At 68.7% G+C, this 21,161-nt stretch carries 19 protein-coding genes and 1 tRNA gene; 13 read left to right on the plus strand and 7 right to left on the minus strand.

The window, feature by feature from the left end; translation table 11 throughout:
• The first annotated feature begins 105 nt into the window (after positions 1 to 105).
• Entirely contained in the window at positions 106 to 483 is a 378-nt protein-coding gene (locus DY240_RS08700) for a hypothetical protein (RefSeq protein WP_199701116.1), read from the plus strand.
• Between the two features lie 360 nt (positions 484 to 843).
• Here DY240_RS08700 and DY240_RS08705 read toward each other — a convergent pair whose 3' ends face one another.
• The 3 genes from DY240_RS08705 to DY240_RS08715 all read right to left on the minus strand — a co-directional run bounded on the left by DY240_RS08705 (position 844) and on the right by DY240_RS08715 (position 5,879).
• Positions 844 to 2,217 carry an FAD-binding oxidoreductase gene (locus DY240_RS08705; RefSeq protein ID WP_407659292.1) on the minus strand — a complete coding sequence of 458 codons (1,374 nt, stop codon included), beginning with the start codon at positions 2,215 to 2,217 and terminating at the stop codon, positions 844 to 846.
• A 142-nt stretch (positions 2,218 to 2,359) separates the two neighbouring features.
• Complete coding sequence (locus DY240_RS08710) at positions 2,360 to 3,628, minus strand: glycosyltransferase (RefSeq protein WP_119659545.1); 1,269 nt, start codon at positions 3,626 to 3,628, stop codon at positions 2,360 to 2,362.
• A 19-nt stretch (positions 3,629 to 3,647) separates the two neighbouring features.
• Positions 3,648 to 5,879 carry a GH92 family glycosyl hydrolase gene (locus DY240_RS08715; protein ID WP_119659546.1) on the minus strand — a complete coding sequence of 744 codons (2,232 nt, stop codon included), beginning with the start codon at positions 5,877 to 5,879 and terminating at the stop codon, positions 3,648 to 3,650.
• A gap of 142 nt (positions 5,880 to 6,021) precedes the next feature.
• Between DY240_RS08715 and DY240_RS08720 the strand changes: the two genes are divergently transcribed.
• Both DY240_RS08720 and DY240_RS08725 read left to right on the plus strand, forming a co-directional pair.
• Positions 6,022 to 6,094: transfer RNA gene (locus DY240_RS08720), tRNA-Lys, on the plus strand.
• Between the two features lie 118 nt (positions 6,095 to 6,212).
• Positions 6,213 to 7,997, plus strand: coding sequence for a tyrosine-type recombinase/integrase (locus tag DY240_RS08725; protein WP_233552662.1), 1,785 nt, complete (start codon positions 6,213 to 6,215; stop codon positions 7,995 to 7,997).
• A gap of 107 nt (positions 7,998 to 8,104) precedes the next feature.
• Here DY240_RS08725 and DY240_RS08730 read toward each other — a convergent pair whose 3' ends face one another.
• The 4 genes from DY240_RS08730 to DY240_RS08740 all read right to left on the minus strand — a co-directional run bounded on the left by DY240_RS08730 (position 8,105) and on the right by DY240_RS08740 (position 11,136).
• Positions 8,105 to 9,382, minus strand: coding sequence for a glycosyltransferase (locus DY240_RS08730; RefSeq protein ID WP_119659548.1), 1,278 nt, complete (start codon positions 9,380 to 9,382; stop codon positions 8,105 to 8,107).
• Positions 9,383 to 9,537: 155 nt separating this feature from the next.
• Positions 9,538 to 9,798, minus strand: coding sequence for a hypothetical protein (locus DY240_RS08735; RefSeq protein ID WP_119659549.1), 261 nt, complete (start codon positions 9,796 to 9,798; stop codon positions 9,538 to 9,540).
• 7 nt (positions 9,799 to 9,805) lie between these two features.
• Complete coding sequence (locus DY240_RS31340) at positions 9,806 to 10,264, minus strand: N-acetyltransferase (protein WP_147375243.1); 459 nt, start codon at positions 10,262 to 10,264, stop codon at positions 9,806 to 9,808.
• 113 nt (positions 10,265 to 10,377) lie between these two features.
• Positions 10,378 to 11,136: a GntR family transcriptional regulator gene (locus DY240_RS08740; RefSeq protein ID WP_119659550.1), complete on the minus strand. Its 759-nt coding sequence runs from the start codon at positions 11,134 to 11,136 to the stop codon at positions 10,378 to 10,380.
• A gap of 128 nt (positions 11,137 to 11,264) precedes the next feature.
• On the opposite strand from DY240_RS08740, the gene DY240_RS08745 reads away from it, so the two are divergent.
• The 10 genes from DY240_RS08745 to DY240_RS08790 all read left to right on the plus strand — a co-directional run bounded on the left by DY240_RS08745 (position 11,265) and on the right by DY240_RS08790 (position 21,025).
• Complete coding sequence (locus DY240_RS08745) at positions 11,265 to 11,522, plus strand: helix-turn-helix domain-containing protein (RefSeq protein WP_119659551.1); 258 nt, start codon at positions 11,265 to 11,267, stop codon at positions 11,520 to 11,522.
• A 369-nt stretch (positions 11,523 to 11,891) separates the two neighbouring features.
• Positions 11,892 to 12,587, plus strand: coding sequence for a hypothetical protein (locus DY240_RS08750; protein ID WP_147375244.1), 696 nt, complete (start codon positions 11,892 to 11,894; stop codon positions 12,585 to 12,587).
• A gap of 104 nt (positions 12,588 to 12,691) precedes the next feature.
• Entirely contained in the window at positions 12,692 to 14,584 is a 1,893-nt protein-coding gene (locus DY240_RS08755) for a hypothetical protein (RefSeq protein ID WP_147375245.1), read from the plus strand.
• Positions 14,585 to 14,795: 211 nt separating this feature from the next.
• Entirely contained in the window at positions 14,796 to 15,434 is a 639-nt protein-coding gene (locus DY240_RS08760) for a hypothetical protein (protein WP_119659554.1), read from the plus strand.
• A complete protein-coding gene (locus tag DY240_RS08765) occupies positions 15,431 to 16,915 on the plus strand; it encodes a type IV secretion system protein (RefSeq protein WP_119659555.1) in 1,485 nt (494 codons plus the stop codon). Before DY240_RS08760 ends, DY240_RS08765 begins: the two co-directional genes overlap by 4 nt.
• Before the next feature lie 11 nt (positions 16,916 to 16,926).
• Positions 16,927 to 17,946: a C40 family peptidase gene (locus tag DY240_RS08770; RefSeq protein ID WP_119659556.1), complete on the plus strand. Its 1,020-nt coding sequence runs from the start codon at positions 16,927 to 16,929 to the stop codon at positions 17,944 to 17,946.
• A 194-nt stretch (positions 17,947 to 18,140) separates the two neighbouring features.
• Positions 18,141 to 18,479: a hypothetical protein gene (locus tag DY240_RS08775; RefSeq protein WP_147375246.1), complete on the plus strand. Its 339-nt coding sequence runs from the start codon at positions 18,141 to 18,143 to the stop codon at positions 18,477 to 18,479.
• Positions 18,476 to 18,799 carry a hypothetical protein gene (locus DY240_RS08780; protein ID WP_119659558.1) on the plus strand — a complete coding sequence of 108 codons (324 nt, stop codon included), beginning with the start codon at positions 18,476 to 18,478 and terminating at the stop codon, positions 18,797 to 18,799. Before DY240_RS08775 ends, DY240_RS08780 begins: the two co-directional genes overlap by 4 nt.
• Positions 18,800 to 19,209: 410 nt before the next feature.
• Positions 19,210 to 19,524: a DUF6112 family protein gene (locus tag DY240_RS08785; protein ID WP_119659559.1), complete on the plus strand. Its 315-nt coding sequence runs from the start codon at positions 19,210 to 19,212 to the stop codon at positions 19,522 to 19,524.
• 49 nt (positions 19,525 to 19,573) lie between these two features.
• The gene (locus DY240_RS08790; protein ID WP_147375247.1) at positions 19,574 to 21,025 is read left to right on the plus strand and encodes an SCO6880 family protein; all 1,452 of its coding nucleotides are present in this window, start codon (positions 19,574 to 19,576) and stop codon (positions 21,023 to 21,025) included.
• Positions 21,026 to 21,161 lie beyond the last annotated feature (136 nt).

Raw genomic sequence — 21,161 nt, forward strand, 5'->3', positions numbered from 1 at the left:
GGGCCGGCTGGTGGGGCGGCTGGGCCGGTTGGGCCGGCTGGTGGGGCGGCTGGGCCGGCCGGTGATGCTGGCGGGCCGGCCGACGGGGCGGCGTTGTCATCTGCGGTGACGGTCGCGGAGGCGGCCGCGGCGCTGGAGCAGACCGCCGGCGAGCGCGCGGCCCGGCGGCTGGAGCGGTTCGCCGCCGTGCCCGACGGCGCCTTCGTCTGGACCCGTGACGTCGACGGCGCCTACCTGCTCGGACGCCTCGACGGGCCGTACCGGTACGACGCGAGCCCCCCGGCCCGCGCGGCCGACCTGGTGCACGTCCGGCCGTGCCGCTGGCTCGCGGTGCCGGTGGACTCGGCGCGTGTCCCCGCAGCGGTGGTCGCCGCGTTCGGGCGGGGCGGGCGGAACTTCCAGCGGATCAGGCACGCCTCCGTCGCCCCGGCGACGGCCGCGATCTGGACGGCCGGGGACCGCAGTGGAGGCGCTCGACGGTGAAGGGCGTGCGGCCGAGGAAAAAGTGGCCCAGGCGTACGGGCCCGCTGACTGTACGCTCTTCGCCGGCCCCTTGAGGTGGGCACCCTTGGGCGACCGACTCCGCTGTGGGTCACCGTCCGGTGGCCGCCGCCGGGCTGCTGTCGTGATCATCGGCGTTCGCTGGTGCCAGAACCCCAGCGAACGCCGATGATCACGGAGGTGGCCGGCGGCGGTCGTTCTCTCGCCGCCGGCCGGGACCATCACCACGTCTTCCCGACCGTCGACACGATTGCAGGCGTAGTGCGACACGAGATTTCGTCGTGAACGTGATCATCTCCGGCGTCGGCTGGGGGGGGGGCTGGGCGCCGTCCTCCGCGGCCGTCAGCCCGCGGGCGGGATGTTGACGTTGCGGCGGAACAGGTTGCCGGGGTCGTACTGCCGCTTCACCCGCGTGAGCCGCTCCCAGGTCGCGCCCGGGTACGCCTCACGCGCCCGCTGCGGCCCGTCCTCGGCGAGGAAGTTCACGTACGCGCCCGGTGCGCCGTTCTCGACGACCGCGGCGGTGTCGAGAACCCACTGTTCCCGTTCGGCCCTGGTGTCGGGGCCGTCGAGGAACGACGCCACGTTCACCATGAACGGCCGTGCGCGGTGCGCGTAAGCCGTGGCGTCGGCGGGGACCCGCGAGATGGCGCCGCCGAGGGGCCGGAACTGCGCGACCCGCATGGGCGCCGGCGCGTTCTGCAGGCGCTCGAGCACCTGCGCGATGCGTGGGAGGTCGAGCTCGTCGGCGAACAGCGTGCGGGCGGTGGCGGTCGGGTGGTACTCGCCCTCACCCTCCTCTTCCAGGAACATCTCGGGGTAGGTGATGGGCCGGACGAAGTCGGCGAGCGGCTCGGCCAGCGCGCGGATGGGCGCCAGCACCTTCGCGCCCTCCTCGGCCGGGCCCGCGTAACAGACCAGGCCCAGCACGACCAGCGATCCCTGCACGTCGGCGGGGATGAACGGCATCGGTGGCGCCGGCATGACGTTGACGATGACCGACAGCTCCTCGGGCGCCGCGGCGGCCTCGCGGAGGAAGCCGTGGACGATCTCGGGTGTGGCCGGGAGCATGATCATGCCGCCGACGACCTCGGGCACCTCGTGCAGCTGGTACTGGAACCGGGTGACGACGCCGAAGTTGCCGCCGCCGCCGCGGATGGCCCAGAAGAGGTCGGGGTGGTGGCCGGCGTCGACCTGCAGGATCTGGCCGTCGGCGGTGACGACCTCGGCGGCCAGCACGTTGTCGATGGTCATGCCGTACTTACGCGACAGGAAGCCGACGCCGCCACCGGTGGTGATGCCGCCGATGCCGACGGTGCCGGTGTCGCCGAAGCCGATCGCCAGCCCGTGCTCGGCGACCGCCCGGGTGACGTCGCCCGCCGTCAGGCCCGCCTGCGCCCACACCGTCCGCTCCTCGACGTCGACGGCGATGGCGCGCAGGTGGGTGAGGTCGAGGACGATGCCGCCGTCGACGACGCTGTGGCCGACGGGGCTGTGCCCGCCGCAGCGGACGGAGAGGTCGAGGCCGGTCTCGCGGGCGAGCGCGATGACGTCGGCCACCTCGTTGGGATCGCACGGGCGGATGACGACGGCCGGTCTGGGGTCGTGGCCGCCGTAGAAGAGGGCGCGGGCAGCGTCGTAGCCGTCGTCGCCCGGAGCGACGACCTGGCCGGCGAAGCGGGTGCGGAGGGCGGAGACGTCAAGCGTGGTCATCAGCAGGGTTCTCCTTCGAGGTCACCACGCCGGACCGGATGGGTGTGCCCGTCCGGCGTGGAGACCATTGAACCCCCGCCCACTGACAGAGTCCGCACGATTTTCCGCCAGGGACCGTCAGCGTTCTGTCAGCGCGTTCGTCTAGTCAGCCGAGCGGGACGGCGAGGCCGTCGATGAGCCGGTCGAAGACCTGGACGCGGTCGAACCGCATCGCGTACTCCCGCGCCCGCGACGCCGCCGCCCGCCGGTCCTGCGGGCTCAGCTCGAGCACGGCACGGTCGATCGCCGCGGCGATCCCCGCCGGGTCGCCGGCCGCGACCTCGATGGCGGTGTCGCCGACCGACTCGGGGATGCCGCCGGTCGTCGTCGTGATGACCGGCCCGCCGCCGGCCAGCATGGCCTCGACCAGCGCGATGCCGAACGTCTCGACGAACTCCGGCCGCGGCTTGCTGGGCAGCACGAACGCGGCGCTGCCGGACATCAGCAGCGGCTTCTCCTCGTCGCCGACGTCGGTGAGGAAGACGATGCGGTCGTCGCCGGCGGCCAGTGCGCGCATCTGCGCCAGCTCCGGGCCGGTGCCCGCGACGACCAGGCCGACGTGGTCGCGGGCGGCCGAGGCCTGGTAGGCCGCGATGAGGTCGTCGACCCCCTTCGCCAGGGTGACCCGGGACAGGAACAGCACGTACCCGTCGCGGTGCAGGCCGCGGCGGGCCAGCGACTCGTCGACGGCGGCGGGGTCGAGGTCGACGTACGCGCCGGTGTCGATGGGCGGGTAGCTGACGCTGACGCGGGCGGCGCACTCGTCGGCGAAGCGGGTGCCGCAGACGGCGTCGACCTGCCGGGCCGACTCGACGATGAGGTCGCGCGTGTACTCCGACACCGCGACGCACGCGTCGTTGGCCAGGAACGTCGTCAGCAGGAAGGCGGCGGCGCCGGCCCTGCCCTCGGCGATGCTGGTGCGGACGATGTTCGTGATGTCCGAGCCCACCGCCTTGGCGACCGTCGTGACGTCGAACCCGGCGCCGCTGGCCCGGGCGCCGTGCAGCGCCTCGAGGACGGCGTTGGTGTGCGGTGTCAGGTACATCGAGATGCACACCGTCGGGACGCCGTCGGTGAACAGTTCGTAGAGCCGGCTGGTCAGGCCGAGGACGTACCGGCCGTCGGGGACGCGGTAGTCGCCGACCGGATCGGGACGTTCGACGGTGATGCCCTCGCTGTACGGGAGGATCGAGTCCAGCGGTTTGAGCGGGAGTCCCGCCGCCTGCAGGGCGGGGACCGGCCAGGTCACGATGCGGACGTCGTCGAACCCCCGGGTGAGCGCGACCTCGGCGAGGTTGCGAGCCTCGCCCGAATGGCCGCAGATCACCGGATCGGCGCGCACGACGATCACCAGGCGGCGGGTGGGTCGGCTCATGGCAACACCTCCGAGTCTTCTAACGCTCCGTACGATCCGAGACCGACGGCGGGCGCAGCTTCGTCGCCCAGGCCGAGGGTTCCGGGCCCAGTTCGAGCTGCAGCCGGCCTCCGCCGTGCAGCTCGTTCCCCGTGATGAATCCGCCGTCGAGCGGCTTGCCGTTGAAGGTTGCCGATTGGACGAACTGCGGTGCCGGCGGGGTTCCCGCCTCGCAGCTCATCGGGGTCTCGCGGTGGCCGATGGTCTCGATGAGGAACTCGTTGCCGCCGATCTCGAGGCTGGCCGTGGCGAACGCCGGAGCGTTCACCAGGAACAGGTTCTGGCCGGCGACGGGGAACAGCCCCAGCGACGCCCAGACGTACCACGAGCTCAGCGCGCCGGAGTCGTCGTTGCCGGGCAGTCCGCCGGGGGTCGGCGCGAACTGGTACGTCAGCGCCGCCTGCACGATCTCGGCGGTCCGGTCCGGCCGGCCCGCGTAGTGGTAGGCCCAGGGCGCCTCCATGTCGGGCTCGTTGTTGAGGCCCTCGAACCGGTGCAGCGCGGCGCCGGCACGGTACTCGTCGGCGAACGGCGGCGTGCCGAGCTGCCGGACCGGCGGCTGCCCGAACCCGAAGAACGCGTCGAGCATGGCGACGAACCGGTCGTCGCCGCCGGCCAGGGCGATCCGCGCGGCCATGTCGTGCAGCAGGCGGAACGAGTAGTTCCACCGTCCGCCCTCGTAGTACGTCGACTTCTTCAGCAGCCCGGTCTCCGGCTCGAACGCGTTGACCCAGTGCCGAGCCCGCTGCTCCAGCTCGTCGGCGAGCCGGCGGTCGCCGAGGCCGCGGGCGATGACGGCGGTGCAGTGGTAGCCGTAGGCGAGGTCGAGCGTGTGCGTGATGGGGTGCGCGATGTCCTTCTCGAGGAAGTCCTCGCCATACACCCGCCGCAGGTCGTCCTGCATGTGCACCAGGGCCCAGTCCCAGTCGATGCCGTCGAGGCCGAGCAGGTACCCGTCGGCGAGCGCCGTGTGCGCCAGCGCGCTGCCCTGGCGGAAGAACCGGTCCGCGCCCTTGGCCATGCGGTAGCCGATGGGGAAGTTGCCCTCCTCTTCGCAGACGCGGATCAACGACTCCAGCAGCGCGCTGCCGCGCTTCGGCGCCAGGGCCGTGATCAGCGGGATCTGCGTCTTGTAGATGTCCCACATCGTGCAGATGTCGAACACGAACGGCCCCGACGTCGGCCAGAACGGGCTCTCGTCGTCGGCGAAGCACGGCTTGATCAGCGAGTGGTAGAGGCTGGTGGCGAACACCGTCCGCCGCGCGTCCGTGCCGCCGTCGACCTTCACCTGGTCGAAGTACGACGACCACTTCTTGCGGGTGCGCGACCGGCACTTGTCGAACCTCGTCCGGCCGAGCCCCAGCTCGTCCTCCAGGTTGGCCCGCGCCTGCTCCGTCCCGCGCAGCGAGAAGCCCATCTTCAGCTCGATCGTCTGCCCGGCGGCCGCCGGCCCCATGAGGATCAGCCCGAACGGCCGCAGCGTCGTCCGCCTGATGTAGTCGAAGTCCAGCCGCGTCCCGCCGTCGACCAGCCGGCGGTCGTACCAGAGCAGCTGCCGCCAGTCGGGCGTGTCGGCCTCGATGAAGACCGACAGTGGCACGCCCTCCATGACCAGCGTGCCCTCGGCCTGCCCGCGGCCCAGGCTCTGCATGTGGGCGCGCAGCGGCACGGTGCGGCCGTGCTCGATGGCCAGCCCGCCGTACGAGAAGTCGACGACGACGCGGGCGCTGCGGCTCTCGGGGAACGTGTACCGGTGGACCGCCGTCTTCGCCCCGACCGTCAGCTCGCACCTGACGCCGGTGTCGAGCGTGGCCGCGTAGTACCCCGGCTCCGCGACCTCGTCGTGCAGCTGCCAGAGCGTGCCGAGCGCGTCGAGCGGCTCGATCATCGGGGTGACGCGGAAGTAGTTGTAGTACTTGCGGATCGCGCCGGTGCCCGACTGCTGGAAGTGCGTGAAGCCGGACGCCTGGTTCCGCTCGTACAGCTGCGTCGGCTGACCCTCGGTGCTGATGCGGTAGACCCCGTAGCCGGTCGGGTACGCGCCGGAGTAGGCGCACGCCGACACCATGCCCAGCGGGTAGCTCGCGCCGGGGTGGGTGTTGCCGACCTGCGCCTTCGGCCACCACCACGTCGCGGCCAGCCCCTGGGCGGGCGGCAGGTCCGTGGCCATGGTGCCGATGAAGGGATCAACGCTGTCCAGTATGTTCTGCATTCTGCCTGTCCCGAGGTGACCGATCCGTAGCGTCGATATGAACTCCCTGTGACCTGGGCGTCAAGAGCATTGGCGCAGGTGTGCCCGTTCGGAGCGACGGGCGGTCGGCGGTCCGCGTCGGGACTGGGTAGCCTGTCCGCGGGGGCCTCTAGCTCAACTGGCAGAGCAGCGGACTTTTAATCCGCGGGTTCAGGGTTCGATCCCCTGGGGGCCCACCCATCTGATCAGGCAAATCACCATGCGCGCGGCCACGTATCGAAGGTGCGTGGCATGGTTCGTGGCACGAACGCACTCCGGTGCCGCAGCGTGCGCGGCGGCAGCCACCCACCAGGCATGAGCGGACGCAAGGCAACGCCACCTCGCCGAGAGCGGGGCAGCATCGAGCCGTTGCCGAGCGGCGCATTCCGCGTGCGCGTCTACGCGGGAACGGACCCGGTCAGCGGCAAGGAGCACTACCTACGCGAGACGGTTCCAGCCGGCCCAACGGCCGAGTCGGAGGCAAGGAAGGTTCGAACGCGCCTGGTCGCGGCCGTGGACGAGCGGCGCCATCCCCGCACCAACGCGAAGCTCAGGCACCTCATTGAGCGGCACCTCAATGAGGCGAAGCTGGAGCTCAACACTCGGGAGACATACCAGGGCTACGTAGACAAGCACGTGCTGCCGTTCATCGGCGACGAACCGGCAGGCAAGATCGACGAAGAGATACTTGACTCGCTCTACGCCGAGTTGGCGCGGTGTCGTGAACACTGCGACGGCAAGGGCGGCACCGATCACCGAACCGCGGCACAGCACGACTGCGATCACCGTTGTCGCAGGCATGTGTGTCGTCCCCTGGCGGACTCCACCATCCGGCAGATTCACTGGATCTTGAGTGGGGCCTTTCGGCGCGGTGTCCGATGGAAATGGATCGGCGTCAACCCGGCGGCCACGTCCGAGCCGCCGCCAGCCCCGAGAGGGAACCCTGACCCGCCCTCGGCGGAGGACGCCGCCCGCATCGTCAACGCTGCATGGGAGAGCGACCTCGACTGGGGAATGCTCATCTGGCTGACTATGGTGACCGGCCACCGGCGCGGTGAGCTCTGCGCCATCAAGCTGAAGCACCTGGACCTAGACAACAGGGTGCTGCACATCGGCCGCAGCATAGGCCAACGCGGTCGCAAGAGGTGGGAGAAGTCAACGAAAGCCCAGGCCGATCGTCGAGTCGTGCTCGACGTTGAGACTGTTGAATTGCTCAAGGAACACGTCGAGCGGTGGAGGATGCGGCTTGCGGATCTGGGCATGGAACTCAACCCCGACCTGTACATCTTCTCACTCTCGCCGGACGGTGCGACTGAGCGCGCACCTGATTCCGTGACTCAGCGTTTCGGTCGGCTCGTAGCCAAGCTAGGCATCGACACGACGCTCCACAAGCTCCGCCACTACAACGCCACGGAGCTCATCGCCGCCGGCGTGAACATCAGGACGGTGGCCGGTCGCCTCGGGCATGGCAGCGGAGGCATGACGACCTTGCGCTCCTATGCAGCCTGGGTCTCCGAGGCGGACCAGAGGGCAGCAGGCGAGATAGCAGCGCGAATGCCGCCGCGACCAAGGGTGAAATTGCCTGAGCGACCGGTAGTCGAGGGCACCAATCCGTACGAGCTGATCGCAGTGTCGCTCAGCGAGCGGATTTATGCGGGCGAGATCGGAATCGGTCTTCCGATCCCGTCCGTCAAGCAGTTGTCGAAGGACTTCGCCGTATCGACATCGACGGCGCAGCGTGCGATCAAGCTCCTTGAGTCTTGGGGGTTGGTCCGGGTGGCGACAGGTCGGCCGACCATCGTGCTGCCTGCTCCGCATGGCGATGGCTCGGCCGGGAAGACCGTTGGACGTCAGAGGGACGTCCCGCCGACTGCGTCTTCGCCGAGAGCACTAGACCTTGAGGTGCGCCGCCTCGGCACGATCGTCGCAACACTGACCGCGACGGCCGATCCCACCAACACGAAATCGCTCCATCGACTACTCCTTGGAGCTATCAAGCGGGCGGGCGCATCTTACGACGACGTCGATGAGTATGAGCTTGTCGTGAGACTGTCCGGGACAGTAGAAGTCGTCACGACCTATGTCGCCATCGAGCCCTAATGCGTTGGTTCCCAGGAGACGGCGTTGGTCCCTGCAGAGCTCATCGTCCCCCCGCGGTCCGAACAAGTCCAGCGACTCGCGCAACCGCTCCAACAGCCGGGACTGACCTACGCCGCACCGTCCATTGCTCCGGCGAGGCCGTCGATGAGCTGGTCGAAGACCCGGGCGCGGTCGAACCGCATGGCGTACTCCCGCGCTCGCAGCGCCGCCGCCCGCCGGTCCTGCGGGGTCATCTCGAGCACGGCGCGGTCGAGCGCCGCCGCGAGCCCGGCCGGGTCGCCGGCGCCGATCTCGATGGCGGTGTCGCCGACGGACTCCGGGATGCCGCCGGTGGTCGTCGTGATGACCGGGCCGCCGCCGGACAGCATGGCCTCGACCAGCGCGATGCCGAACGTCTCGACGAACTCCGGTCGCGGCTTGCTGGGCAGCGCGAACGCGGCGCTGCCGGCCATGAGCAGCGGCTTCTCCTCGTCGCCGACGTCGGTGAGGAAGACGATGCGGTCGTCGCCGGCGGCCTGCGCGCGCAGCTGCGGCAGCTCGGGTCCGGTGCCGGCGATGACCAGGCCGACGTGGTCGCGGGCGGCCGACGCCTGGTACGCCGCGATGAGATCGTCGACGCCCTTGGCCAGCGTGACCCGCGAGAGGAACAGCACGTAGCCGTCGCGGCGCAGGCCGCGGCGGGCCAGCGCGGCGTCGACGGCGGCCGGGTCGAGGCCGACGTAGGCGGAGGTGTCGATGGGCGGGTAGCTGACGGTGACGCGTGCGGCGCACTCCTCGGCGAACCGGGTGCCACAGACCGCGTCGACCTGCAGCGCCGACTCGACGATGAGGTCGCGCGTGTACTCCGACACCGCGACGCACGCGTCGTTGGCCAGGAACGTCGTCAGCAGGAACGCCGCAGCGCCGGCCCTGCCCTCGGCGATGCCGGTGCGGACGATGTTCGTGATGTCCGAGCCCACCGCCTTGGCGACCGTCCGGACGTCGAACCCGGCGCCGCTGGCCCGGGCGCCGTGCAACGCCTCGAGGACGGCGTTCGTGTGCGGCGTCAGGTACATCGAGATGCACACCGTCGGGACGCCGTCGCTGAACAGCTCGAACAGCCGGCTGGTCAGGCCGAGCGTGTACCGTCCGTCCGGGACGCGGTAGTCGCCGATCGGCTCCGGCCGCTCGACCGTGATGCCCGGGCTGTACGGGAGGATCGAGTCCAGCGGCTTGAGCGGCAGGCCGGCCGCCTGCAGCGCCGTCAGCGGCCAGGTGACGATGCGGACGTCGTCGAACCCCCGCGTGAGCGCGACCTCGGCGAGGTTGCGAGCCTCGCCCGAATGGCCGCAGATCACCGGATCGGCGCGGACGACGATCACCAGGCGGCGGGTGGGTCGGCTCATGGCAACACCTCCGAGTCTTCGCTAACCGTGTGTGCGGTCCAAGACCGACGGCGGACGCACCTTCGTCGCCCAAGCCGACCGTTCCGGGGGGAACAGCTGCCGATGCCCCCGCCCCTGGGTGGGCGAGGGCATCGGTCGATAGACGTGTCTCTGTACTAGTGGCGGGTTGGAGGAGAGATCCGCTTCAGGCGCTCCTCCTCGCCGCCGCCACTGAAGCTCGCCAGGAGCTCGGAAGCGGCAATCTGTTCATCAATGCCCTGGTCATGGTTTGCTCTGCACGCGAGCCCCATCGCCACGAGCATCACCACTGCATGATCAAAAGGCACGCCGAACTGGTCAGCCGCCATCTCGATATGGGTCCTCAACGCAGCAGGCAGCTGAACGTTGAAGTCGCGTCCGCGCGGCTGATCGATCATGCATACCTCACGGTTCGGAAGGTGGCGGCACGTACTCGGTCGTGCTGTCCACGATGATAAGGCTCGGATCTCGTTCCACACAGGTGGTGGAAGGCCGCTGGTAGAGCGCTCCGCTGTCCAAGCCGCCAACGACCCGAACCAGGGAAAAGCCCTGGTCCTCGTAGTATTGGCGCAGTCGACGGTTCTCCGTCCAGACGTCGAGTCGTAACCACTCCGCACCTGCGCCTGCCGCATGGCGTCCCGCCCAGTCGAGGAGGGCAGAGCCGAGCCCAGGTGCCACGCGCGGGACCACGTAGAGCTTGTGTACATAGCGCGCCGCATCTCGGCGTTCGTCTTCGGTCCATCGCAGGTCGCTGGCGCGGTCATCCACCGTGAGGGTTGCAACACGCGGGCCATTCTGTCGTCCGATGTGAACGACGTACAGCTCGCTCCGCTGTATGGAACCAAGGATCTCCGCCAGTGGCATTGGCCGATGCCACTGCCTGATTCCGTGCCGGGCTTCAATCCGGCGCCGAGCTTCCTCCCGCCAGTTCAGAATCTGTTCCGCGTCGTCAGGCGTACCCCGCCTGAGAGTGAAGATCACGGCATGCCCTGGTTCGGGTCCACGTGGAGCTCGCCCAGTTCGTAGAGCAGGCGGTTGCGATCAGCCGGAAAGAGCGTTTCTGTGACCCGTACAGGCTGGTCGACTGTGTAGGCAGTCCGTAGCAGCACGATGAGCGGCACGCCCTTGGACATTTGCAACGTGGCTGCTTCGCCTACGCTCGGCGGCCGCGCGGTGATCTCGTCGATGCGGCCGACCTGTTCGAGGCCATGGTCCGCCATCCACTTCGTTGTTCCCTCAGGTACGTTCTCGGCGGCCATGATTGGCGTTCCTTCGGCCACCCGCATCGGGTAGTACCCCACCTGTAGGCTCCATGGCTTGTCATCCACGTACCGGAGCAGTCGACGCTCGACGAGCGTGTCGCCTTCGTGCACCCACAGTCGCCGCGCGCGGTCCGCATCAGCTGGAACCATTCGTACCTCAAGCGACTGCCGTCCCTTGCGGCCCTCTAGCTCCACGTTGGTCATGTAGCCATCGCCGGAGTTCCCAGTTAGCGCCGGAAGTCTCGTGCCGTAGTAGGTGAGCACGACGTGTTCGGCAACGAAGGTGCCTCGCCCGGCAGTCGCCTTCACGAGGCCCTCGTTGGACAGCTGTGCGATTGCCTGCCGAACGCTCCCACGAGCAAGCTCGTACTGCTTCGCGAGTTCTGCCTCAGAACGCAGTTTCGTGCCCGGAGGCATGGCACCGCTGGTGATTGCGTGGCGCAGGTCGTCGTAAAGACGCTGGTAGACAGGCACTGGTGCCCCTCCGGTTCGATTGTTTGGACAAATCTACCAACACCTCTTGACTCTGGCACCAAGTCCATGCAGTCTAAATGTACAAACATTTCAGACAGCTGGACAGGTCAGCTGCCGAGGAGGCTCCTATGTCGACGGACCAGAACGCGTCGCGCGCGGACGAGGCTCGCCACTTCTACACCGTTGCGGAGGCTGCTCGCCTGCTGCGCGTCTCGACGATGACCGTGTATCGAGCCATAGCCAACGACGCCTTCCCAGCCATCAAGATCACTTCGCGTCGGTACTCCGTCCCGGCGAAGGCGATCGACGCAATGATCGACGCTGCGGTCACGGGCCACTGTGTCGTCGACGCTGGTGACTTCCAGGTGACGCGCAGGGCGGCCTAGCGCTCATCCGTCCCTTCGAGCAATCCAGGCGGCGCGGGGGCAGCTCTGGCTACCAACCGTTAGCCCCCGCGCCTTTCCAAACCTCTGGAGAGGTTCAGCATGTCCAATCCTAGGCGTCAGCCTGCCCAGTTCCGGGTTCATGACGAGTCAGAGCAGTTGCCCGGTCAGGTTTCGTGCCATGATCGGATGTTTGCCGGACGTCAGCCCGAGCGTCGAGACGTTCGCACAGACGCAGGTCTCAAGTCTGCCTTGCGTGCGCTACCTCACCGGGGTGGCTGGGACGGCCCGGAAGGTCGCGCAATCCTTACCGAGGTTCGTTTTCGAGCTATGAGAATCGGTCGCAAGGTGCAGCGTTCGGTGGACTTGCACATGTCTGAGCTGGTCGATGACATGGTCTCGTTCGCTTGGGAGCTGTTGTCGACACGGACGAACTCTGTGCTCGATGCGGAGCGGCCCTGGTCATGGCTGGCTACGGCGATGCGTCGCGCCGCGCAAGGCGAAGCGCGCGCGGCTGAGTTGGTGACGGCGCCGCGAAAGGCTCGAACCGAGATAGAACAGCACCAGACCAAGACGTTGCCGAGGCTCGGCGGCCAGCTCGATGATCACCCCAAGGTCCAATCAATGGTGGATTCGTCAGTTTCATTGCGATCCGGCACCGTGGGCAGCGCCTGGGACGCGGGCCTACGCGCACTCCACGCTGAACTGGTTGCGGCAGGAGCCCCGGCTGAGGCCGCTGCGGAAGCAATCGAGTGTGCACTGGACATCCTCGAGCAGACTGTGCGCCGGAGCTGGATTCACCACACGGCCTACCGGGATGTCCGCCTCACGGCGCAGATGAGCAGGACCCAGGTACGGGCGCTGATTGATCTGCTGATCGGGTCTCGCCGGCATGGCGCCGCTGGATCTGCCTGGCTCGCGCTTCGCCAGGCCGCTCAGGAGGGTCGGCCGGTCAAGATCGCCGAGGTCCACCCACAGTCGGTGCGGAAGGTGCGCGCGCTCGTCGAACCTTGGGTCGGCAACCGCTTTCGGGACGGAGGACCACGGCAGTTGGAGTTGGCGTTCTGAGTTGCTCCAGTAGTGCGTCATTGCCTCACCCCTCCAGGGCAACATTGGCAGCAGGCACCTCGATGCATGGCAGGACGATCGGTGGATTCGGCGAGAGGATCGGCGTGGACGCGCAGACGAAGAGGCAGGACAGCGCGGCGATTGACGAGCTGCAGGCTGCGATGCGGTTAGAGGCGCCGGAGGGCTGGACACGGACTGTGCTTGAGGTGTCCGCGGCAGCGGATCGCGTCGCGTTCGTACAGCGATTCATGCTTGCGGAAGGCGCCAGCAGCATTCGGATCGAGCTGGATGATCGGGAACGTGATGTTCGTCTTCGGCGGGCCATCCACGACCTGCGAGCGGCGATGCATCGACCGGGCACTGGCACCTGGTACAGCGCGGTGTTCACGCTGACCGCCGAGGGCGAGCTCACCAGCGAGTTCGACTACGACAACCCGCCGTTCGACGGGGTGGTCGACGAGTATGACCTGAACGCCGATCACGAGATGTTCCCTCGGGATGCGGATCATCTGCCGGCGTGGCACCTGGCGAGCAACCAGCGTCGCTGGCGGGGGTGGCGGCTGCCGGAGCCGCCACCGGACCCGGACCAGCCGACGACCCATCAGCTCAGTCGGATCGCGGACGTCATGACCAAACCTGCCGAGGATCTGGACTGGACACGGCTGGTGTTGGCGGTGACCGGCGCCGGCGATGCGTTGGCGATGAGGCTCACCGTCGAGCACGCCGACGGCACCTGGAGCCGCCAGTGGACGCCGATTCGGGTCGAGTCCGGCGACGCTGACACCGTCCGTAAGGTGCGGCAGGACATGGCTCGATACGGCAAGGGCACCTGGTACAACGCCACCTTCACCCTGGACAGCGAGACCCAGAACCCGCGTGCGGAGCTGGATTACGATAACCCGCCGTTCGACAGCACCTGGGACAGCACCGGCGGGGTGTGGCCGGTGGACGAGCTGCTCCTGGATGATCACAAGCAGTTTCCTCGCGACGACGAGCGGTTGCCGGCATGGCACCCGGCGCGAGGCGAGCAACGACAGCCGATGCCGCAGCCGGATCTGTCCAGTCAGCCCGAGGAGCCGCTCGACCACAGTCCGTACAACTGGATCAAGCAGTTCATGCTCAGGCTGGCGACCAAGAGCGACTCGAGCAATCAACTGCACATTCGTTCGCCGTGGAGCAAGGTCACCATGGTCGCCTCGGCCGCCGGCCGGAATGTCGAAATGAAAGCGACGGTGCTGCGACCCGATGGAACGGTGGACTCACCCCGCGTCGTCGAGTACCACCGCGGGCTGGCCGAGCGGCTGGTCGAGGTCCGGCGCAATACCGCGAGGCCGGGACGGGGCGCCTGGTACAACGCAACCTTCGTCATCGATCACAGCGACGGCGAACTGCAGGCGGAGTACGACTACGACAACCCACCGATCAATGTCGAGTATCCCTCGGTGCTGAACACGCACCTGCGTGACGACCAGCAGATGTTCCCGCGGGACCGGGAACACCTGCCCGAGTGGCACCCGGAGAACATCGACCCGCCGCCGGTGCTGCAATTCGATGGGCCGCGTCCGGAAACCGACGACCCGTTGCTGAGGCTGGGCTACGCGGTGGTGGACCGGATGCCCGTCGACGATCACTGGTGGTCCCGGATCACGCTGCAGATCACCGCGGCCGCTGACACCGTCCGGACGTGTGTGGTCGCGACCTTTCAGGAGGACGACGCGCCGTACGAGCGGTACCTCTACCTGCCCGGCCTCGAGGAGGCGTGCCTGGAGCTACGCCGGTCGATGTACGACCCCAGCACCGGCGCCTGGTACCGGGCCATCATCACGATCGAACGACCGCGGCTGCACATCAAGCACTGGTACGACTACGAGGCGCCACCTTTCGCCGGCTTCTGGGGCCCGCGCGAGTGGGAGTCGATTCAGCGCGACCACGAGCTGTATCCGCGCGATCCTGACGAGCTCCCGGACTGGCACCCCGCGTCCGCTGCACCGGAGTAGCTCACCGTCGGCGACGACACGAGCCGCCCTCCCGACCCGCCAATCGGCGAACTGGGAGGGCGGCTCTCGTGCGTGAGGCCTCAAATGTGCGCGGCAGGGGCCACCCCTACTTCTGACAGGAACATCTCGTCGGAAGTGAGGCAGCACCATGCAGGTCATTCGGCAGAAGTGGTCGGCGTTGCCCGCCACCGCCCGGTGGGGGACAGGCACAGTGACCCTGCTGTTGCTGGTAGTCCTCGTGCTGGGCCTCCTCAGCGGCGGTACGCCACCTGACGACCCGAGCGGCGACAACCCACCGGCCGCGACGGATACGTCGGCCACCGGCACCGCAGCGCCGACACCCTCGAGGACACCGGGCGAGCCGACGGCGCAGCCCACCTCACCGCTCGAAGGGGTCGCCGCCACCGATTCGCCCGACGAGTACGCCGCCAGAGTCGCCGAGATCGTGCTCGGAACGAACCCACGGGACCACGCGCGCGACGACTACCTGACTCTGCTGCTCGGCGAGGTCTCCGACGAGGCGGTCGGCGAGTCCCGCGAGCGGATCGAACCGGTGATCGCGGCGGCGCTTCCCGATGACTACCAGTGGCTGCGCCAGCGCGACTACGGCCAGGTGAACACCTTCGAGGTCGAGCACGTATGGGAGCCCGAGGTCGTCGACGACGTTCGCGACCGGATCCCAGAGGGCTACGCCGTGCGCACCGTCGCCGGCACGCAGACCACCCGGTTCACCGACGAGAACGGCGACCGCGCCAGCTCGTCCACGCCCCGGTTGCTCACGGTCTTCACCTTCTGCCCATCCGACGGCACCTGCTCGCTGGTCAGCATCCCCCAGGAGGTCCTGCGATGACGCCCGCGTTCGACGTCTGCGAAGTCCCGATCATCGGCGGCGGCTGCACCATCCTCGAAGGACCAGGGGGCTGGTTCGAGGACATGATCACCTCGGCCGCCGGTGCCGTGTTCGGATTCGCGATGTCGCTGATGTCGTGGATCTGGAACCTCATCACCACCACCACGACACCGCACACGGACGCCTCGTTCGTGTACGAGTGGGCCGGGCGTGTGTTCGGTATCGCCCTGCCGATCACGGTGGGTTTCCTGGTCATCCAGATCGTGACCCTCCTTCTACGTAACCGCAGTGGAGCCGGGATCGTGAAGTCAGTCGTGCTGGCCGGCGTCGCGGTGCTCTGCACGGCCGCGTCCGTCCCGATCATCCACCTGTTCACCACCGCCGTCGATGGCATCTCCCATGATTTGACCGCGATCACCTTCGGTGACCTGGACTCGGTGGGGGACCGCTTCACCGAGATCTTGTCCACCGTCTTGGACAGCGCGGGCGCGATGCCCGGGCAGGATGGCGCCGACTACGCCGTTCTCGGTGGCGGCTCGGTCGTGGCAGGAGCGTTCGGGTTCATCGTCTTCGGCGTCTTCCTCGTGTTCGGGGCGCTGGCCGTGTTCGCCGCGCTGCTGGTGCGCACCATGCTCCTGGATATCGCCGTCGTCCTCGGTCCGTTGGCCATCATGGGCCTGGCCTGGGACAAGACCCATGGCTGGTTCCGCAAGTGGATCAGCCTGGTGATCGCGCTGATCTTCACCAAGCTTGCCGTCATGATCGTGTTCGGGCTGGGGGTGTCCGGGCTGGAGAGCCTCAGCTTCAGCAATGACGGCGCAGGTGTGGTGGGTGTGCTGCTCACCTCCACCCTGATGCTGATGCTTGCCGCGCTCGTCCCTGTGGCCTGCTTCAAGTTCATGAGCTTCATCGGCGACGAGATCGAGGCAGGACACTTGCACGGTGCCGGCACAGCCGCAGCCGCCCGCGGTGCGCAGGTGGCCGGACGAGCCAACCCGGCGCAGATCATGCACACCCGCTCGGCTGCGGGTGTCGGCGGCAATGTTGGCTCGCCGACTGGCGGTGGCACCCGGTCCACGCCGGCGTCGCAGGCCGGTCAGCCCGCGCCCGGAACCGGCGCCGCCGCAGCCAACGGGGCAGAGGACACCCGACCACCGGAGACGCCGCCGACCGGCACAGACCGGCACACGCCGAGGAGCGGCACCAGGGCTGATGGCGGATCCTCCACGGCCGCGCCGGTGCCCGCTGGGCGTGGCGCTGGCCGTTCGGCAGGGGGAAACGTGGCCGCAGCCCCTGGTGGGGTCGCTGCAACGTCCGCAGCTCGGCCTGCCGCGTCGACCGTCACTACGCGGCCGACTTCCGCACCGCCCAACTCCGGGGCCCCGTCCTCCACGCCGTACGTGCAGCGACCGGCGCCCGAGCCCGGCCCTGGACCTGCGGCAGCCGAGCGCACCGGGCCGGACTTGACCCGGCCGAGCTGAGGGATAGGGCCGTGAAGAAGCTCATTGTCTTCCCGATGGTGGTGGTGATTACCGCTGCAGGTGCCCTCGGCGTGGCCGGTGCCGGTGAGGGGGGCGGCGGGGACAGTCAATGGTGCGCGCCCAGTGAAGGCGCACCGATCACCGACCTCGACGAGGATCAGTCCAGCAACGCGCACACGATCGTCGCCGTGGGCGAACAGCTCGGGGTGCCCGATTTCGGTCTCGCGGTCGCGCTGGCGACTGCCGCGCAGGAGTCCATGCTGCGCAATCTCGACCACGGTGACCGCGACTCCGTCGGCCTGTTCCAGCAGCGCGCTCCGTGGGGCACCTTCGAGGAGCGCACCCATCCGCCGACGTCGTCACGGTACTTCTACACCGGCGGCGCCGGCGGGCAACCCGGCCTGCTCGACATCCCAGGCTGGCAAGACATGCCGCTCACCGAAGCGGCACAAGCCGTACAAGTCAGCGCCTACCCCGACGCGTACGCGAAATGGGAGGACGACGCCTGGGCCTGGCTGGCCGAAATCCGCGGTGGCCTCACCCCCGACCAGCAGCTTGGCGGCGGCAGCTGCGATTCGGAATGGGACGGCGAGGACCCGCCGCCGCTGGTCGCCGATCCCGCCGCACTGATGGCGCGAGCCCAGGCCTTCGCCGACGCCAGCGCCGCGGGCCTGCCTGACCCCTTCTACGGTGCGCTGGGCTACTACCGCATGTGCGCGCGGCTGGCTGCTCGGGTCCATGGGCACGCCCACTCCGGGTTCATTTCCGCCCTCGAGCAGTGGCGCAGCCACCTCGCCGCCGGCACGGCAGTCACCGACGGATCACCCCCACCACCGGGCGCGCTGCTGTTCTACACCAACCAGCCTTGGGGACACGTCGCGGTGTACCTCGGCGACGGCCTCGTGGTCAGCAACGACGTCCTGGACGCCCAAACCGGGCGTCGTGGCGGCGTCTACATCGTCCCCACGACCGAACTCACCGCCGGCGCCTGGAACCTCCCGTATGCGGGCTGGGCGCCACCAATCTACTGACCCCACTCCGAGGAGGCCCGCGAATCCGACGTCGGCACCTGTCGAGCCGGCGCCCTCGTGCCGGTGCGCCAACACCGGCACGAGGACTTGATCCCCCACCTGAACCAGCAGGAGGAAGACCCATGCGAAACCTACCGACCCGCGCACCCGGCGTGATCACTTGGTCGTGGTTTGTCGAAGACACCACCGGCCACATGACAGTGCACGCTGAGCCCGGAGAGATGCCCGTCATCCGCGTACACCTGAAGAACGACGGTCAGGAGCAGGTGTTCGACTTCTCCATGACCGTCTCTGACGCCTTCCGCGCCGCTGAGCAGATCACCGCCATGGCCCGTGCCGGTCGCCGTGCCGAGTGGACTCCGGATGTCATCCAGCACGTGAACGACACCTACCTCCACGGCTGGTACGACGACGACGTCGTCAAGGAGCTGGACAAGCTCGCCGACTTCCTCGACGCCCCCACACTTCTGCAGCCAGACGGCACGCTCACCCCCGTCGCCGACGCCGTCCTGAAGGCGCGGTGGGAGCGATGAACACCGACGGCGACCACTGCGTCCTTCGGTGGTGCCAGGAAGCAGGCATCCACCAAACCCACCGCCAGTACGTGGCGTCCATCAACGCCGGGGGCCGGCGAGCCAACATGATCGGCGTCAACCTCATCCAAGACGATCGCCCGGACGCTACCTTCCTGGTCGAGATCACGTCGACTCGAGCGCCACTCACGTCCTTAGCTCTAGTGCCGGGTGCGGCCGCAGACATGGCCCAGGCGATAGCCACAACGGCCGAAAGCGCTCTCAACCACCAAGCGCAGCACATGCAGACAAAGGATGAGCCGCATCTCACCAGCCAATGAGCATCCAGTCTCGAGGGGCCTATCGATCTGCTCGTCATCGAATCGGGTCGAAACCCTCGAAGGAGGCGGAAACACGCCGCTGGTGATCGCGGGCGACCACCCCGCGCACCGGAATGGAGTAGCGGGTTCCGAACTCGCTGAGGACCTTGACGGCCCGGCCCTGGCGCGATCTGTTCATCGCCGTCGTGCTCACCGTGGCCTAGAGACATAGCCCCGCTCGCCGCGCCCATCTCCGAGTCGGCGGCCGGTGCCGAGAAGTCCCTGGTCACCGGCTTGTTCGCGCCCGTCGGCGGGAGGCGTTCTGGCACCACGATCCGGTGGCCCGCTGCGAAGTGTGCGCGGCAGGGGCCACCCCTATGTGCGAGAGGTGCCGACACCCGCCGGCACTGGGTCACGAAGGGAAGAGCGACATGTCCACTCTCACCGTCCTGGCGAGCACCATCCAGGCCAACACCAACCCGGGGATCAGCCCCAACACCACCGGCTTGCCCGGTCTGAGCGTGCTGCAGACCGGTGTCGGCGCGGTTGTGTTCTGGGCCCTGGTCCTGTGCGTCGCGGCACTGGTCGTCTCGGCCGTCGCGCTGGGCTTCTCCAAGGTCACCGGCCGCGGCGGCTTCGCCGACACCGCGAAGTCCGGCGTCATGTGGTCTGCGGCGGCGGCCGTGGTCATCGGCGGCGCCAACGCGATCATCGCGTTCTTCGCCAACGCCGGCACGGGCATCTGACCCGTCGTCAGCACTCACTACATCTACGAGTTCGAGGAGGTGACGATCAGTGACTGTCGAAACCGCTGACCGGCGGGTGCAGTTCGGGCGCCGCCCTCAGCGCGGGATCCTGCTGGGCCTGTATCTGCCGCAGCTGATCTACGTCGGGCTGGCCCTGCTGGTATTCATCCCCAGCCTGTACGTCGGGCAGTTCCAGCTGGCGCTGCTCACGTCGCCGGCGTGGGCACCGCCGCTGGTGCTGGCCTTCGTCAGCATCAAGGGTCGAAAGCTGGGCGACTGGCTGCCGCTGGTGGTGTCGTTTCACCGGCGCCGCCTGGCCCGGCAGACCTCGTTCCGCAAGCAGACCTCGAAGCCGCGACCGGACGGGACGCTGGCACTGCCCGGGGCTGCGGCCGCGCTGCGGCGGGTCGTGCATGAGGCGACCGGCGCGGTGATGGTGCACGACCCGCACGCCCGCACTTTGGCCGCCACATTGCGGGTCGTGCCCGGAGCTTGGACGTTGGCCGAGCCGGCCGAGCAGGACCGCCGTGCCGACGCGTGGGGGTCGATCCTGGCCGAGTTCTGCACGGCCGACACCGGCATCGCCCGCATCCAGGTCGTCGAGCGCACCCTGCCCGAGTCCGGGGTGGCCGCCGAGGCGTACTGGCGCAAGCACGGCCGCGACGACGACTCGTGGGAGGTCGCCTCCTACAAGCAGCTGCTCGCGGCCGCGACACCGGCGTCGGAGCGGCACGAGACGACCCTGACGCTGGTGCTGGACATGCGCAAGGCCGGACGCGCCATCCGCGACGCCGGGGGCGGCGTGACCGGCGCCGCGGAGGTGCTCGCTCAGCAGATCGGCATGCTCACCTCGCGGCTGTCGGGCATGGACGTCCGCCCGGACGGGTGCCTGTCCAGCGCTGACCTGGCCGTCGTGCTGCGCGGCGCCTACGACCCGGCCGCCCTGGCCGGGCTGGCCAAGCATGACGTCGGCCGTGCCACCGAGCACGCCGGCCCGCTCGCGATCGAGGAAGAGTGGGACCACCTCAAGGCCGACTCTGCCTATCACTGCGTGCTGTGGGTGGCCGAGTGGCCGCGCATCCAGGTCGCGGTGAACTTCCTGTGGCCGCTGCTGCTCACCTCCGGTGTGCGGAGGGCGGTGTCGACGATCTTCCGGCCGGTCCCGACCGGGAAGGCGCTGCGCGCGGTGCGGGCCGAACTGGTCGACCACGAGTCCAACGCCCGGCAGCGGGCCCGCCGCGACATCCTGGAGACCGAATCGGACCGGCGCGAGTGGAACGACACCCGCCGCCGGGAGGTCGAGCTCGCCTCCGGGGCCGGGGACATGGACTACGCCGGGCTGGTCGTGGTGTCGGCGTGGACGCTGGACGAGTTGCGGGCCTCGGTCCAGCAGATCACCACCGCCGCGGCCAAGGCGCACTGTGAGCTGCGGGTGCTGTATGGGGAACAGGCAGAGGCGTTCACCTGCGGGGCGCTGCCGCTGGGGCGGGGGCTTCGATGAGCACCCACCGGAAGGTCACCACGTCGTCGCTGATGATCCCGCAGCGCGAGACGATGGCGCAGCGCCGCGCGCGGCGCGCCGCCGAGCGGGACCTGCTGCGAGGCGCCCGCCAGCACGGCGCCGCCACCGCTGCGGC

Source organism: Jiangella rhizosphaerae (assembly GCF_003579925.1).
GTDB classification, from domain to species: domain Bacteria; phylum Actinomycetota; class Actinomycetes; order Jiangellales; family Jiangellaceae; genus Jiangella; species Jiangella rhizosphaerae.

Bases quoted from the DNA above. Each gene is read 5' to 3' on its own strand.
- DY240_RS08710 (WP_119659545.1), bottom strand. From the start codon at position 3,628: ATGAGCCGACCCACCCGCCGCCTGGTGATCGTCGTGCGCGCCGATCCG.
- DY240_RS08785 (WP_119659559.1), top strand. From the start codon at position 19,210: ATGTCCACTCTCACCGTCCTGGCGAGCACCATCCAGGCCAACACCAAC.
- DY240_RS08725 (WP_233552662.1), top strand. From the start codon at position 6,213: ATGAGCGGACGCAAGGCAACGCCACCTCGCCGAGAGCGGGGCAGCATC.
- DY240_RS08750 (WP_147375244.1), top strand. From the start codon at position 11,892: ATGTCTGAGCTGGTCGATGACATGGTCTCGTTCGCTTGGGAGCTGTTG.
- DY240_RS08745 (WP_119659551.1), top strand. From the start codon at position 11,265: ATGTCGACGGACCAGAACGCGTCGCGCGCGGACGAGGCTCGCCACTTC.
- DY240_RS08730 (WP_119659548.1), bottom strand. From the start codon at position 9,382: ATGAGCCGACCCACCCGCCGCCTGGTGATCGTCGTCCGCGCCGATCCG.
- DY240_RS08735 (WP_119659549.1), bottom strand. From the start codon at position 9,798: ATGATCGATCAGCCGCGCGGACGCGACTTCAACGTTCAGCTGCCTGCT.
- DY240_RS08775 (WP_147375246.1), top strand. From the start codon at position 18,141: ATGACAGTGCACGCTGAGCCCGGAGAGATGCCCGTCATCCGCGTACAC.
- DY240_RS31340 (WP_147375243.1), bottom strand. From the start codon at position 10,264: ATGCCACTGGCGGAGATCCTTGGTTCCATACAGCGGAGCGAGCTGTAC.
- DY240_RS08715 (WP_119659546.1), bottom strand. From the start codon at position 5,879: ATGCAGAACATACTGGACAGCGTTGATCCCTTCATCGGCACCATGGCC.
- DY240_RS08765 (WP_119659555.1), top strand. From the start codon at position 15,431: ATGACGCCCGCGTTCGACGTCTGCGAAGTCCCGATCATCGGCGGCGGC.
- DY240_RS08780 (WP_119659558.1), top strand. From the start codon at position 18,476: ATGAACACCGACGGCGACCACTGCGTCCTTCGGTGGTGCCAGGAAGCA.